This is a genomic window from Flavobacterium sp. Sd200 (assembly GCF_009826935.1).
Taxonomy (GTDB): domain Bacteria; phylum Bacteroidota; class Bacteroidia; order Flavobacteriales; family Flavobacteriaceae; genus Flavobacterium.
In genome coordinates, this window is record NZ_WUMN01000002.1 from 44411 (window position 1) to 58909 (window position 14499).

Below are 14499 nucleotides of genomic sequence, written 5' to 3' on the forward strand. Positions count from 1 at the left end.
GTATAAAAAAGGTAAAGCGGACCTAAAAGTCCGCTTTACTAAACTGTTATTATAAAAAATAACACTTACTTAATTTTCCACACCAATACGTCGGCAGTATTAAGAGTTGGTTTGCCCACAAGAATCTCAGTTCCCGCCGGAAGTTTCATCTCATATGGTTTATCACTATAGTTCATAGCAATACCAAAACCATCACGATATTCTACCGTTACCCCTGCCGGATAATTCTCTACAGGAATGTTAAGCTGTTTGTACAGTTTGGTAAGCACTGCCTGCTCTAAATCGCCTGTATTGCTATCAGGCCCCACATAGGTTACGGTGCCTTTGCCCAGGTTTGTAAAAGTAACCGCAGGCTTGCCCTCATAAAAATCGCCTGCATAAGTAGCCCAGGTTTTAGTGCTGCCTGTAGGCTTCAGCACATCGCCCCAGCTTGTCCAGGCATAACTTTGGCCTTCCATTTTTACATTGTCGGGGGCATGGGGTTTTAGCAGGTCGTAAAATTCTATCTCTGCACCAATAAGCGGATATATAGGCTCGGCATGGCGCGCTTCCCACAAATGACCCTGCTCGTCCTGATGCCCTGTTCTTGCAGAAAGCACCAAATGACCGCCTGCTTTGGCATAAGTCGTTAACTTGGCAATAAGCGCTTTGCTCATTTGCTGGTAGGCAGGCACTACTATTACCGGATATTGTTTAAAGTCTGTACTGTCGCGAATGAAATCTACTGGTGCGCCAAGCCCTTTAAGGGTTTTGTAATATTTAAGCACATGTGCCTCAGTGTTCCACACAGTAGTTTGCTTGTTTTGCCTTATCGCTACGGTATTATCCGGATCGTATAACACAGCGGTTTTACGTTTTAGGTAATCGGCCGGTACTTTGCCCGGAGACTGTTTTTTGCGCAGCAGGTTTATATCTTTGATATACTGTTCAAACTCAAGGCCGCCGCTTGTTGGTGTAACGCCGTCGGTACCAATTATACCGGCATGGTATTGCTCATAGCCATATATTGGCGCACGGAAACGGTAGGTACACATTAGCTTGCTGCCCCCCGCAAACACGTGCCATAGCCACAGGCGCACCGCACCTGGCAACGGCTGCGAGTTAATACTGCCCCAGTTTACCTGCCCCGGCTGCAGTTCCATAACCCCATAGTAAGGCGACAGCGGGCGGAAATAATCGTTAGACATTGCAATGCGCGAAAAATCGCCCACACGATAACCTTTAGTTCCTATACCATTATGCTCTCCATATACCATATAACGGGTGTAGGTAATATAGTCGAGTTCTTTACTGTTTCCTATATAACGCGACTCATAATTTGGAATGTAATTAGAAGTTATCCATTGCTTAGGAGTAGAATACTGACGGATAACCTTTGCCTGCATATCTAAAAAATCAGCAGTCTCATTATCGCAAAAACGACTATGGTCTAATTGGTGGTACAGGTTCATGCCCCACTGTGCATGCTGCGGAAGGTTTATCTGGTCGAAACTGCTGTAGGTAACGCTCCAAAAGTTAGTACCCCAGGCTTTATTAAGAGCATCAATATTTTTATACTTGTCTTTCAGCCAAACACGAAAGCGGTTTTGGGCATCAGTACCATAATCTACATTGCTTGCAGGCTCGTTATCAAGCTGCCAACCCATAATACGGTTGTCTTTGCCGTAATGTTTTGCCAACTCTGCAATCATTTTTACCGAATATTTACGATAAACCTCACTGGAAAATGATGCATGCTGACGTGAACCGTGATCATCACTGGTACCGTCTTCGTGCTTTTTTAATATTTCCGGATATTTACGTGTAAGCCAAACAGGTGGCGTGGCGGTAGAGGTACACATAATTACCTTAAGCTTATATTTTGCTGCAAGTGCTACTGCCCTATCCAGCCATGCAAAATCATATTTGCCTTCTTCTGGTTCAAGTTGTGCCCATGCAAATTCGGCAAAGTGAGTAAACTCAAAGCCCATTGCAGCCATCTTTTTAAAGTCGCGCTCCCATTGCGATTCGTCCCAATGCTCCGGATAATAATAAGCCCCTGTAGTGGTTAGCTGACTATCAGGAAAATAATTTTCTTTTTTTTGGGCAAAGCCATTGAGAGTAAGGCTAAGCATGAGTGCCGAACAAAGTATTTTTTTCATTTATTGTTTGTTTATTCTTTTACATCGGGTGATCCAAAGTAAAAATACAACGTTTTCTTTATAGTTGAAGTAATAAAATTAAGATCGCTTTCCGGCCCAAACCCTTTTACCTGATTTTGGCTGATTCCCATTTTAGAACCCACAGCTGGAATGGCATTAAGGAATGATATGTCGCCTACCGGAAGTTCCGGGTGTGGCTTGCTGCCGTTTATGGCATAAAAGTCAAACAGGCGAACAAACAGCCCTTCATCTGCCGAAGCTATGGTAAACTTACCTTCCATAGTACTGAGCTCCATCCACACAATATCTGAATAATAGCCTTTAAATTCAGGGTACACCCATGGTGCCCTGCCCGTTTGGGTATTGTTGTACATGCTTTCATACACCTCAAAAGTAACGCCTTTCATACGGTTTTTCCATACGCGATACGGGCCTTTGCCAAGCCATTTTGCACCAATCATCATCCCCTCAGGGTAGCTGAAACTGATGCCCGCAAAAGGATATTTGCCATTTAACACATATTGGTAATCCATTTGCAGCCAGCCGTTGGGCTGCATTGTCCATTTAACTGAATTAAGGTTGCCCGTGTAAGAACTCTCCACCACATAACTGCTCCCCTCTTTGTAATGTTTTAAAGCACCAAACTGCGCATTGCCGCTAACCATTACAGGGCCATTTTTAAAAGAAAGTCCGGTACTTTTATCATTGGCAAGTTTAACCAGCAGGCCTGTTTTTTTACTGAAACTAACCGATATTCCGTTTGCCTTGAGGGTAACAATGCTGTCGCTCTCCGTCATAACCACTTCAGATGTGGCTTTGTCATTAAGCAAATCCAACAGCAGTGTTTTATTAGGTTTAACTTTCCATACCCAGCGGTACAGCTCTTTTTTAGTATGGTCAAAAGCACGCAGGGCAAGGCCGTCATAATTTTTCCAGTCGGCAGGCAGGTTCAGTTTTAAAACGCCTTTGCCAAATGGCGCAACCGCAGGCCCTGCAAAATCTCCCTGCTTAGCCACCGCATGCCCTGCAACGCCATTTTTATCATTAAAATTGATAAGCTCCCATTTAAAAGAACACTGGTTTAAGTTGGTAAAATTAAAGCGGTTTTCTACCTCAATATCGCCTTTAAAATTTTCGGGCAATTCCTTAAGAGCAATTCTTACCGGAGAATATATTTCGCGTATGGAGTTAATGCTGCCCTCTTTTTCACGGTGCGGCCCCACAATACCATCGGCGGCATTAAGGCCGTTAACATCTATAATGTTGTTACGGTCGGTGCGCACAATGCCTTCATCGGCTAAATCCCAAATAAATCCACCGGCACCTTTTTTAGAGTTCCAGTGCAAATCCCACATATCATTCAGTCCTGCCGCTCCGCCGCCATCGTGCATGGCATGCAAAAACTCGGTAGGCATGTACAGGTTGGTGTCTGCCATAATTTTTTCGGCACTGTAGTAGTCTTCATAGTGGTTGCAGTCTATACCGTTTATGGCATTGCCCGGTTTATGGTGTGCATGGATAACAGTGCGGTTAGACAGGTCGTATTTTGCAAAATCGTCTACAAAGTCTTTATTATGCCCACCCTCGTTACCGTTGCTCCAAAACAGTACCGATGGTCGGTTGGCATCGCGCATAACCATTTCTTTAAGCAAAGGCGTTCCGGCAGCGGTGCTGTATGCTTTTTGCCAGCCTGCCAGTTCATCAATTACATAAAGACCAAGGGAATCGCACACCCGCAAAAAGTTTTCATCGGGCGGATAGTGCGAGCAGCGCACGGCATTCATGTTCATATCTTTAATAAGGTTCACATCTATCAAATCGGCATCAGGGTAGGTGGCACGACCATACTCCGGCCAAAAAACGTGTCGGTTAACACCTTTTACTTTTATCTTGTTCCCGTTTACATAAATACCGTCCTGCTTCCTGACCTCGATGGTGCGGAACCCGAATTTATCCTGCGTTTCATAAACCACACTGCCACAGCTCTTTACCCGAAATGTAACCGTGTACAGGTTAGGGGTTTCCGCCGTCCATAGCTTTGGATTTTTAACCTTAGTGTTTAGCTTAACCACCGTATCTTTTGCAGTAATTTTTGTAGATGCTTCGGCAACTTTTTTGCCGGTCGCGTCTGTAATTTGGGCAGTAACTTCATGCCCCGAAACAGGGTTATTTATGTACACATTAGCATTAAATGCACCGCTGGCTTTTGCATCTATAGCCGTCCAGGCAATGTGTTCTTTAGGCACTGCCTCCAGATATACCGGACGGTAAATCCCGCCAAATATCCAGTAATCAGCAAGGCGTTCTGCATTGTTAACCGATTTATCTGCCGACATTTTGCTTACCGTTACCTCAAGCAGGTTCTTCTGCCCTACTTTTAGCTTACTGCCAATATTATATTTAAAACGGTAAAATGACCCCTGGTGAATTGCGCCTGCAAACTGCCCGTTTACCTTTACTTCGGTATCGGTCATGGAACCTTCAAAAACTATAAATATTTCTTTGTCTTTCCAATGGGCAGGCACATTAAATTCGAGTTTATAGAACCCTTTTTCGTCATGAAAGCGAAAATTCTTTCCGTTGGTAACATCATCGCGCCCGTAATCATAATCGCCAAAGCCCTGCTGTTCCCAGTGCGACGGCACCTGTATGGTAGTCCACTTAGCGCTGTTGCGGCCTGCGCTTACCATAAAATCCCAGGTCTTGGTGTGCAACACATCGGTACCGGAAAGGTATTGTATTTCTTTCTTTGAGAGGTTTTGCTGTGCCCAAGCAGCCTCGCTAAAAGATATAGCGAGTAAGAACAGGACAAATTTAAAAATGTAATTTTTTATCATGAATGTATAAGTTTGGTATAACCTCAAAAATATTATTCAGCTATCGTAAATACCTAAAGTAATTACCAATTCAACTAAAACGTTTTCGAAAGCATCTGTAAAAACTACAACTTCAAAATTTTCACTTCTTTAAGATTTTTATCTTTTAAATCATTTACCCTGTGCGTACTGAAGCTGCTTACATCTTTCAGTTTAAACGCCTCAACACCGGGCATGGTTTGTACTTTAATATCAGAGAAATCTGCCCCTTTAACATCTTCCAGTATAAAGGCTGGGCGGTAATCGGGCGTATCAAATTCGAGGGTAATGTTATGCATTCTTATGTTTCTTGCATGACGAATGTAAAATCCATAAGCCGGAATGTCTCCAAACTCCTGGGGGTCTGGGTAAGAAGTTTCCTTTTCAGGAACTATTACCGCTGACTGTTCTTTAGGCGCACCGCCCTTTACCCTTATGTAAATGTTTGAAAGTACAACATCTTCAACATCATGCCCCGGTATGCCCATAAGCATGGAGCCATATTGCGGGTTAGATGCTGTAATGGTTACATTGTCTATAAGTACGCGCTTAAAGCTGCCCACTTTCATTTCGGCAGGGCCACGCATGCGTTTTCCCAACCTGAAAAAAAACGGTGCATTAAGCACGTCGTCCATTACAATATTAGATACGGTTATGTTTTCAAGGTGTGAGCCGTCTACCGTTTCCAGTGCCAAACCGCGACAGTGCTGAAACGTACAGTTTGATATGGTTATGTTCCTGAAATCTCCGTTACTTTCCGTTCCCAGTTTTATCCTGCCTGTAACCACACCTTTATCGGGTGCGGCTTTTTGGGTGGTTTTATAAGTGCCATCCAAAAAAGTACCTTCGTCAAAACCGTAAACAGCGCAGTTGGTTATGGTAATATTTTCGGTAGGTGCGGCATAGCCTAAAGCGTACGATGCCTTTAGTACCAATGCATCGTCGTTAGGCGAATTAAGCGAGCAGTCGCTCACCCGCACATGGCGGCAACAGTCTATATCTATAGCATCGCGGTTGGTGTCTATTTTTAAATTATTAATGGTAAGGTTATCAACCCCTGTGGTAATAATGGCAAAATGCCCACCGTGCAGTATTGAAAAATCACGCAATATTACATTACGGCATTTTTTTAAGGCGATAGATTTGTTGCCCAAACCCGGAGTGGCCCTGCCCCATTTTTGCAGGCCTTTGCCGTGAATTAATCCCGAGCCAAGAATGGAAACATTATCAAGCTCTTCGCCCCAAATAAGACTGTTGCGGAAATGGCTGTGGCCAAAGTCCTGATATTTTAAGGAATCGCCCCATACGTTGGGTTCGGGGTCGTCGTACTTGCCGGGATGTTCGTCCATATTGGCAGCCGTAATGGTACTGCCCGCACTCAGGTAAAGCGAGATATTGCTTTTTAGCCTGATGGAAAAACTAAGGTAATTACCCGCCGGAAAAACCACCGTGCCGCCACCGTCTTTAAAGGCGGCATCTATGGTTTTATTTATGGCATCGGTATCTAAAGTGGTGCCGTTGCCGGTTGCCCCATAATCTTTTACATTATAAAAAGGCTTGCCGTTGCCCGGCTGTTGTGCCAAGGTTGGTAAACCAAAAACTGTAAGCAGAAACAACAGGGCAATATACTTCATACCCTTATTTTTTAGAGAGTTTTAAAACAGATTTGCCTACCTCTTTTGCCGTAGTAACCTTTTCTTTACCGTAAGCCGATTTTATGGCTACGTTTTTGGTTTTGCTGCCCTGTACTTCTATAACCGTTCCCACGCTTTCTGCGGTAGTAAAACCGTCTATAGCTACGTTCTTTACATTTCTAAGCACTAATGGGGCACCTTTCTCTGCAATGATTTTTACATTCTTAAGGTTGATGTTTTCCGACTCTACTATCTCACCGCCATTCTCAGAGTTTACTGTAATGTTCTCAACGTTTATATTGTCGATATTTTTTTCAGGAAGCCCATTAAAAAACATGGCCCTTTTGGCACCGCTGCATATTACATTTTTAATGTAGATGTTTTTAAACACCGGGGTGGTTTCGTCAACTTTAGGCAGTACTTCAGTTTTTGGAGTTTTTACGCCTTCGTCTAATGTTTCCACTGCCGATTTACCCCCATAATACAGGTCAAAAAGCAACGGGTCGGTCGAAATATCAAACATGCTGATGTTATTGATGTAGATGTTTTCTACAACTCCGCCCCTGCCCCTGCGGCTTTTGAAGCGAAGGCCCACATCGGTACCCAGAAACTGACAGTTAGAAACCGAAACGTTTTTAACCCCGCCCGACATTTCGCTGCCTACCACAAAACCACCATGGCCTCTAAACACTGTACAGTTATATACAATAAGGTTTTCACACGGGAAAGCGCGTTTCCTGCCGTCTTCATCCTTACCTGATTTGATACAGATACCATCATCGCCCGCATCAAAAGTGCTGTTTACAATGATGGAGTTCTTGCACGACTCAAGGTCGAGTGCATCGCCGTTTTGCGAATACGAAGGGTTTTTGGCCAAGATGCCGTCTATAATTACATTTTCGCACATCAGCGGGTGCAGGTTCCACGCAGGTGAGTTTTGGAAAATCACACCCTGCAGCAATACGTTTTTACACTCCTGTATGCTTACCATTACAGGACGTAAAAAATCGTGTATAGATTCCCATTCCGCCTGTGTTTTTAAGTTGGTAGGCACATTCATGTTACTTATCGTGTCGCCCTTTAAAAATTGTGCCGATGGCACCCAATAATCTTTACGCTTAAACACACCTCCTTTAGAGGTCATTTCTTTCCACTGCCTGTCAGTCACCTTGTCTTTTTTAAGGGCGCGCCAATATTGACCGTTACCGTCTATAGCACCTTTACCTGTAATAGCCACATTGGTTTGACCCTTAGCCCATATGGGCGACTGGCAACGTTTTGTATCCAAACCTTCAAACGAAGTGTCGATTATTGGATATAATTTTTTATCAGGCGAAAACAATATAATCGCATTGTCTTCCAGGTGCAGGTCGATGTTACTTTTCAGCACAATAGGGCCTGTAAACCAAACCCCGGCAGGCACCCTTAAATGCCCACCACCTTTAGCCACAAGGGCATCTATAGCCTTGGCAAAGGCTTGGGTGTTTAGTGTAACGCCATCGCCCACACCGCCAAAATCGGTTATTAGCACCCTGTTTTCAGGAAAAACGGGAGCAGACAATACCGGCATGCTGAATGGCAGGTCTTTATAAAGATATTCGTAGGTGCTTTTTTGCGCAAATGCTGTAAGGCTGCAAAAGGCAGCCACAACGGTTAACAGTATAATTGATCTTTTCATTGTATATTTTATTTTCCTAATTCTAAACATCCCATAATAAAAGGTCCGGTAGCTTTGGCATCGTTATCCCTTATGCGCTCGTTAACATAGTATTCAAAACTGCCGTCTCGGTATGGCGTTCCACCCAGTCCGGCCACGGCACAGCATTTTGTAAGGGTCAGCGTTCCGTCGGCATTTTTAACAATAAGATTTTTCATCAGACCATCATATGCCTTTTCGGCTACCTTTCTATACTTGGCATCTATGTAACCTTTGTTAACGGCCTTGGCATAGCTATACATAAACATAGACGATACCGATGCTTCAAGGTAATTGCCCTGCTGTGTACCTTTGTCTACCACCTGATACCACAACCCGGTTTTGTCCTGATATTTAAGCAGCGTTTCGGCAAGCCCTTTAATAATATTGATAAGCTCTGCACGTTTAGGGTGGTTTTGCGGTACATAATCCAGTACATCTACCAATGCCATGTACCACCAGCCTATGCTCCTGCCCCAAAAATTCGGCGAATGCCCCGTGGTTTTATCGGCCCATTTTTGGTTTTTGCTTTCGTCCCACGCGTGGTAGTACAAACCTGTTTTGGCATCATACGTGCGGTTGGCACAAACTAAAAACTGGTTAATTACATCGTCTATCATTTCAGGTTTGTTGAACGTTGCGCCATACTGCGCCAAAAAAGGCGACCCCATATACAAACCGTCCAGCCATATCTGGTGCGGATACACCAGCTTGTGCCAGTACACCCCCTCGTGCGTGCGCGGGTGATGTTTCATTTGGTCCACAAGCCTGTCCATGGCCAGTTTGTATTTGTTGTTGCCGGTTTGCTTATATACGTCAAACAGTATTTTCCCCGAGTTTACATAATCTATATTGTAAGTATGCAGTTCATACAGATGAATTTCGCCTTTATCATTAATAATGGTGTCTGCCCATTTAACAACGTAGTCCAGGTATTTTTTGTCATTGGTTTTTTCCCAAACCTTAAGCATGGCAAGGCAACCAAGCCCCTGCGAATAGCCAAAGTATAAACGCTTGCCATGGTCCAGCTGCCACGCTTCGGGAAAGCGCTTCATCTCCGAATCAGCAAATAGCTTAGCCGTTTTTTGCGCTTGTACCATAGGGGCAAGTAAAAGCAATATTATTAGTATTAAAAAGTGTTTTCTCATATTGGTAATTTTCACCATTAATTAGTATAAATAGCCCTTTGCATTTATTGTCTCGCAAAGGCGCGAAGGCGCAAAGCGTGACGAAATATTTTTCAGCATAAAGCGGCTGATAAGCCGCTAAGCTTAGCGGCTTATCAGCCGCTTTATGAATTAGATTTTAAGGTTATCGCTCTGCGCCTTCGCGCCTTTGCGAGACAATAAACCGTAGATATAAACTCTTAAGGCATTGGTTTCAGTCCTTCCCAAACAATATCCCATTTGCCGTTTTTAGGGAAACCCGGTGTTGTGGTGGTTGCACCGTCCCACCCGGCACACATCATGGCTACGGCAGCAAGCATACCGCCATTGCCCGGCAGGTACACGCGCAGCCTTTCGTCCTGATAGTTGTGCCCATTCAACAAATAGGTGTTGGTACGCTTATCCATAAGCAGTGCACCCACGGCTTTTTCGGGCTCACCCAGGCGGGCAGCACTCATGGCTACCATAGGGTAATCCCAGCCCCAGGTTTCGTCCCAGTTCCAGTTGTCCCAAATCCAGTTCAGGGTGGTTTTCATGGTTTCGGGCTTAAGCAGTTTGGTTTGCGGCAGTATGCCCACAGCACCTAAAACGGCAGGGTGGTCTGACGTAAAGCGTACATCGGTATAGGTATTCAGTGCATCTTCAGAGGCAAGGTATAAACCGTCTTTTTCTTTAAGCGATGATAGTTTTGCTATAATTTTGTCCCACTCAGGGTTGCGTTTTTCGCCCATGCGCTCCCTCCACTTTTGCGCTGTGGAAAGTGCGAAATGCCAGTATGAAAGTTCAAAAGGCGGGTTTACAGTTTCAGATGCCCTAAGGGTTTCCTGCGCAGCAATAACCCCCTGAAGAATGTAGCGGTCTTTAGCCTTATCATAATCGGCAAACGATGCCATGAACTCAGCAGTTTGCTGTACCAGGAAGTTATATTTTTCAACCACTTTTTTATCAGGGTTGTTCCTGTAAATAAGCTCTGCCATATAAATAAAGTGTGGCTGCTGCCAAATAAGGAACGAGCCTACACCCGATGGTGCTTCTTCTGCCGAAGGGTCGGTCATTTTCATCCAGCGGATGCCTTTAAAACCCTGTCTTTCGGCAATTTGTTTAGCTATAGGATAGGCTTTTGCATACCAGTCCATGCTTCTTTCAAGCAGGTCGGCACGGTTCCAAAGTGCAAAATGGGCTGCGTGCCACCAATGCATCTCTAAGTGAAATTTGCCGAACCAGCTATTATATGTAAGCCCTGTTTCCTGCGGAGGATACATCCCTGCCGACTGTATAGCCATTAAATATTGCGACAGCATAATGCGGCGTTCCAGTTCTTTTGCCCTGGCATCGGTAGCTTTAGAGAAATCTATGGCACCTCCTTTTTTCCAAAAATCGTTCCAGTAGGTTTGTGAACTGTTGTAGGTTTCCTGCGCTGTGCCTAAAGATTTGGCAGGTGCCTTATCTGTAAATTCGCAGACAAAAGAAAATTCCCTACCCGATGGCGTTAGCACAAAATAATGCGGCTCTTTTTCTTTTAAAGTGGCTTTGCCTGTATATTTAACAGATACGTAATACACCGTGGTATCCAGCGTTCTTTTTAACGTAAACGATTGCGAGTCCTGCGAAAAAATTTCGGTTTTATGTTTACCGGGAGAAGTCCAGTCTGAAGCATCGTCGGTATGTTTCCCTGTAGGGTAAGGAAAACGGAAGTTGATGCCCAATTGTTTTTTGCTTATCAGTGCCGATTTAACAGATACCGCTATCTGGTCTTTTTGTGCACTGGCCGCTGTTTTTACGGTTACGGGGGTGCCTTCAACCATATAGGAACTGTTTATAAAACCGTTCCACAACTCCAGCTTTTGGTGTATGTTAGTAATATCTTCAGGCTTTATTGCACTACCATTTTTGTTTGTAAGTTCGAGCCCAACGTAGCCCAAGTGCAGCCTATGCGCATTGGCCCTAAAATAATTTGATGCATCCTGCTGCCTTCCCGGTTCTTTTATCTGTACAGAATAGGGTTCTTCTTTACCCCTAAAGTTGTAATTTTTTAAGGCCTCTTCATGTTTATAATTTTCTACATTAGGATAGCTGTGCCATCCCCATTGCGACTGTGTTCCCAGCGGTACACCTGTGTTGTACACCTCCGGAAAGGTTTGCAGCCCGGTAGCATCTACCGTATAAGCAAAGTTGCCGTTACCGACTGACAACGATGCATGTCTGTCAAACTTGGTTACCTGAGGGTTGTTGCGGTCAGCAAGCGCCTTCCGGTCTATTTTGTTTTGGGCGTTTACTATCCCGAAGGATAAGGCAAGCGCGCCAACTAACAGTTTCTTTTTTAATGTGTTGTAGGTCATTATAGTTTTATTGTAGGGTTTAGTTTTTAAGCAGAAGTTAATAGTTAGGGTTTAACATCTACTTTTTTAAGGACTACATTTTTAATAGCCTTGGTATTATCTATTAAACCTTTGTTGGTTTTAAGACTAATGTTCTGGAATGTAAAATCTTTAAGCTGGTATTTGTCTGAATCAGAAATATCGAAGCCCATTCCAACCTCCAACTTAATGTTTTTCATAACAATTTTTTGCGCGTAAGACATTAATGGTTCCGTACGGCCTTTAAGGTCAAAAAACTGGGTCCATGGCTTAATGCTTATTAGGCTGCCGGCACTGCCTGTAAGGTCTTCTACCGTAATGTATTCGTAGTTTTGAGGGGTGTCGGGACGCATTTTAAGGTGTAGTGTTTTTTGTGCACCATTCAGTTTGCAACGCCTGAAGATAATGTTATAATTGTGTATCGACTCACTGCCACAAGTAAGGGCACTGTGGGTAAAACCATACTCATTATCTTCAATTATAATGTTGCGGTTTTCGCCATTGGCTTCGTCTTTGTCTGAATATGGGCCTTTGCCGCCTTTCAGCGCAATGGCATCATCGTTGACCGACATGTAGCAGTTTTTAACCAATACGTTTTTGCAAACATCAAGGTCTATGGCATCAGTGCTTGGTGCTTTTACCGGATCTTTAGGCGATGTAATGCGCAGGTTAAGCAGTTTTACATTCTCGCATTTGTAGTAATGAGTAGTCCAGAACGGGGCATCTTTTAAGTTAAGACCCGACACCTGAATATTTTTACTGTTAGAAACATAAATAAGGCGCGGCCTCATTTCGTCTTTGTTGGTACATTTAGGATTCCACGAGCGGCGCAGCCAAAAGGCTTTCCAGTACCTTAGCCCGTTACCGTTTATGGTTCCGCTGCCGCTGATAGTAAAACCGTCTACACCATCGGCATTAACCAACGCTGGGAAGTATTTACAGGTTTCGCCCTCTATGCGAGTGGTTACCACCGGGAAATCGCTAATATCATCGCTGCCCTTAAGTACACCGCCCTGCTCTACATACAGGTGCGTGCCCTGTTTAAAAAACAATGCACCGCTAAGGTAGATGCCTTTAGGTACTACTATAACCCCACCGCCCGATTGTGCAGCCTTGTCTATTACCGCCTGTAATTTTTCGGTTTGCACCACTGTACTGTCTCCCGAAACTCCAAAATCAGTTATTTTATACTGTTTGCCCAGTTTAGCAATATTTGTTGGCTCACTTTTTTTGAACCAGTCCGGTATTACTGTGCCATCAGGAAATTTGTCCTGAGCAGTCACCAATACAGGGACTGCCAATAGCAGTAACAGAAGTCTTAAAAACGGTAAGGTTACGTTTTTCATGATAAGTTATTTAAGCTGTGTTTTTATCCAGTTAAGGATCTTTATTTTTGTATTATCTGATGACCAATGTTCATTTACAGGAGTAATAAGAGCGGTTTTACTTGCCTTAATTACATTATATGCGGCATAACTTGTAGTAGGTGGGCACGTATTGTCATTAAAACCCCAAGTCATGAAAACAGGTACTTTTATTTGTTTTGCAAAGTTCACTACATCATAATATTCCAGCGTTTTTATGATCTCGGGCTTGTCCATGCCTTTTAGTTCTTTAAACATGTGAGGGTATCCTCCTGCCCTATCGTGCAGGTATCCTACCATATCGCTAAGGGCAGGATAGCTTGCTGCACAAACCGTAACCCTTGGATCTAAACCAGCAGTAACTAATGCCAATGCACCACCCTGACTGCCGCCCTGGGCTATAACATTTTTACCGTCCCATTCAGGAAGCGACGTAATGTAATCGATTGCGCGAACACACGAAAGATAAACTTTTTTCATATAATATTTATCCCTGTCTTCAATGCCGTTTACAAGGTAGCCATTGTCTCCCCCACTAAAAGCTCTTGCTATTTCTTTATAAGTCTTGGCATCAAGATCGGGCCTTATGCCATGTATCTCGGTCTCAAAACGTATCAATCCATTTTCGGCATAGGCCATACTTGTAGGGTTAGACGGATCTACCACATGTATCCCGGCACCCGGAGGTGTAAATACCACAGGATATTTACCCGGCTTTTTAGGTATGGTTAAGTATCCATATATATTCACGTCTTCTTTATAGGCCTGTACCTTTACAAGGTAACAATCTACTTTATCTGTAGAAAATTCGGGTTTAAAAACCTTTTCGACTTTCATGGGGCATAAAGCGGCCTCTTCTTTAGCTTTGCTCCAAAATTCATTAAAATCGTTAGGATATTTTGTGTAAGGCTCTATTTTTTCCGGATCAAAGCCCACTTTAACGTGGTGTTTATATTGCTGTCCTTCTATCTCGGCAGTAAGCCTGCAATCTACAAAACCAGGCTTGTTTAGAGTACCTAAACTAAGCTCAGCCTTTCCCTTTACGAGCTTTATTTTTCCTTCTTTAGTAGCCTTTAACAGTTCCGGACCTATGCTGTATTTAATTTCTATGTCCTGAGGTATACCATAGCGGTAAAACTGTATGGTTACTTTAGCTTCTTCGTTTACTTTATACACCCAGTTAGTACTGCCAGGGGTTGTAACCCAAAGCACGTCACTGTTAGTTTGTGCTATTGCTATGCAATTGGTAAGTAATAAAATTAAAAACAGTAGTATCTTTTTCATGT

Annotated in this window: 8 protein-coding genes; all 8 read right to left on the minus strand. The window is 43.6% G+C overall.

The window, feature by feature from the left end; translation table 11 throughout:
- Nucleotides 1-65: 65 nt before the first annotated feature.
- The 8 genes from GR160_RS06345 to GR160_RS06380 all read right to left on the minus strand — a co-directional run bounded on the left by GR160_RS06345 (nt 66) and on the right by GR160_RS06380 (nt 14497).
- A complete protein-coding gene (locus GR160_RS06345) occupies nt 66-2141 on the minus strand; it encodes a beta-galactosidase (RefSeq protein WP_160749028.1) in 2076 nt (691 codons plus the stop codon).
- A gap of 11 nt (nt 2142-2152) precedes the next feature.
- Nucleotides 2153-4978: a glycoside hydrolase family 2 protein gene (locus tag GR160_RS06350; RefSeq protein WP_160749029.1), complete on the minus strand. Its 2826-nt coding sequence runs from the start codon at nt 4976-4978 to the stop codon at nt 2153-2155.
- A gap of 104 nt (nt 4979-5082) precedes the next feature.
- On the minus strand, nt 5083-6630 hold the full coding sequence (locus tag GR160_RS06355) for a glycoside hydrolase family 28 protein (RefSeq protein ID WP_160749030.1): 1548 nt from the start codon (nt 6628-6630) through the stop codon (nt 5083-5085).
- 4 nt (nt 6631-6634) lie between these two features.
- Nucleotides 6635-8308, minus strand: coding sequence for a glycoside hydrolase family 28 protein (locus tag GR160_RS06360; RefSeq protein WP_160749031.1), 1674 nt, complete (start codon nt 8306-8308; stop codon nt 6635-6637).
- An 8-nt stretch (nt 8309-8316) separates the two neighbouring features.
- Nucleotides 8317-9474 carry a glycoside hydrolase family 105 protein gene (locus GR160_RS06365; protein WP_160749032.1) on the minus strand — a complete coding sequence of 386 codons (1158 nt, stop codon included), beginning with the start codon at nt 9472-9474 and terminating at the stop codon, nt 8317-8319.
- Between the two features lie 218 nt (nt 9475-9692).
- Complete coding sequence (locus tag GR160_RS06370; RefSeq protein ID WP_160749033.1) at nt 9693-11831, minus strand: hypothetical protein; 2139 nt, start codon at nt 11829-11831, stop codon at nt 9693-9695.
- Nucleotides 11832-11875: 44 nt separating this feature from the next.
- A complete protein-coding gene (locus GR160_RS06375; RefSeq protein WP_160749034.1) occupies nt 11876-13195 on the minus strand; it encodes a glycoside hydrolase family 28 protein in 1320 nt (439 codons plus the stop codon).
- A gap of 6 nt (nt 13196-13201) precedes the next feature.
- Nucleotides 13202-14497 (minus strand): acetylxylan esterase, encoded by a 1296-nt coding sequence (locus GR160_RS06380; RefSeq protein ID WP_160749035.1) that lies wholly within the window; start codon nt 14495-14497, stop codon nt 13202-13204.
- Between the last annotated feature and the right edge of the window lie 2 nt (nt 14498-14499).

Coding starts and splice junctions, on each gene's coding strand:
- GR160_RS06345 (WP_160749028.1), bottom strand. CDS start 2,141: ATGAAAAAAATACTTTGTTCGGCACTCATGCTTAGCCTTACTCTCAAT.
- GR160_RS06350 (WP_160749029.1), bottom strand. CDS start 4,978: ATGATAAAAAATTACATTTTTAAATTTGTCCTGTTCTTACTCGCTATA.
- GR160_RS06355 (WP_160749030.1), bottom strand. CDS start 6,630: ATGAAGTATATTGCCCTGTTGTTTCTGCTTACAGTTTTTGGTTTACCA.
- GR160_RS06360 (WP_160749031.1), bottom strand. CDS start 8,308: ATGAAAAGATCAATTATACTGTTAACCGTTGTGGCTGCCTTTTGCAGC.
- GR160_RS06365 (WP_160749032.1), bottom strand. CDS start 9,474: ATGAGAAAACACTTTTTAATACTAATAATATTGCTTTTACTTGCCCCT.
- GR160_RS06370 (WP_160749033.1), bottom strand. CDS start 11,831: ATGACCTACAACACATTAAAAAAGAAACTGTTAGTTGGCGCGCTTGCC.
- GR160_RS06375 (WP_160749034.1), bottom strand. CDS start 13,195: ATGAAAAACGTAACCTTACCGTTTTTAAGACTTCTGTTACTGCTATTG.
- GR160_RS06380 (WP_160749035.1), bottom strand. CDS start 14,497: ATGAAAAAGATACTACTGTTTTTAATTTTATTACTTACCAATTGCATA.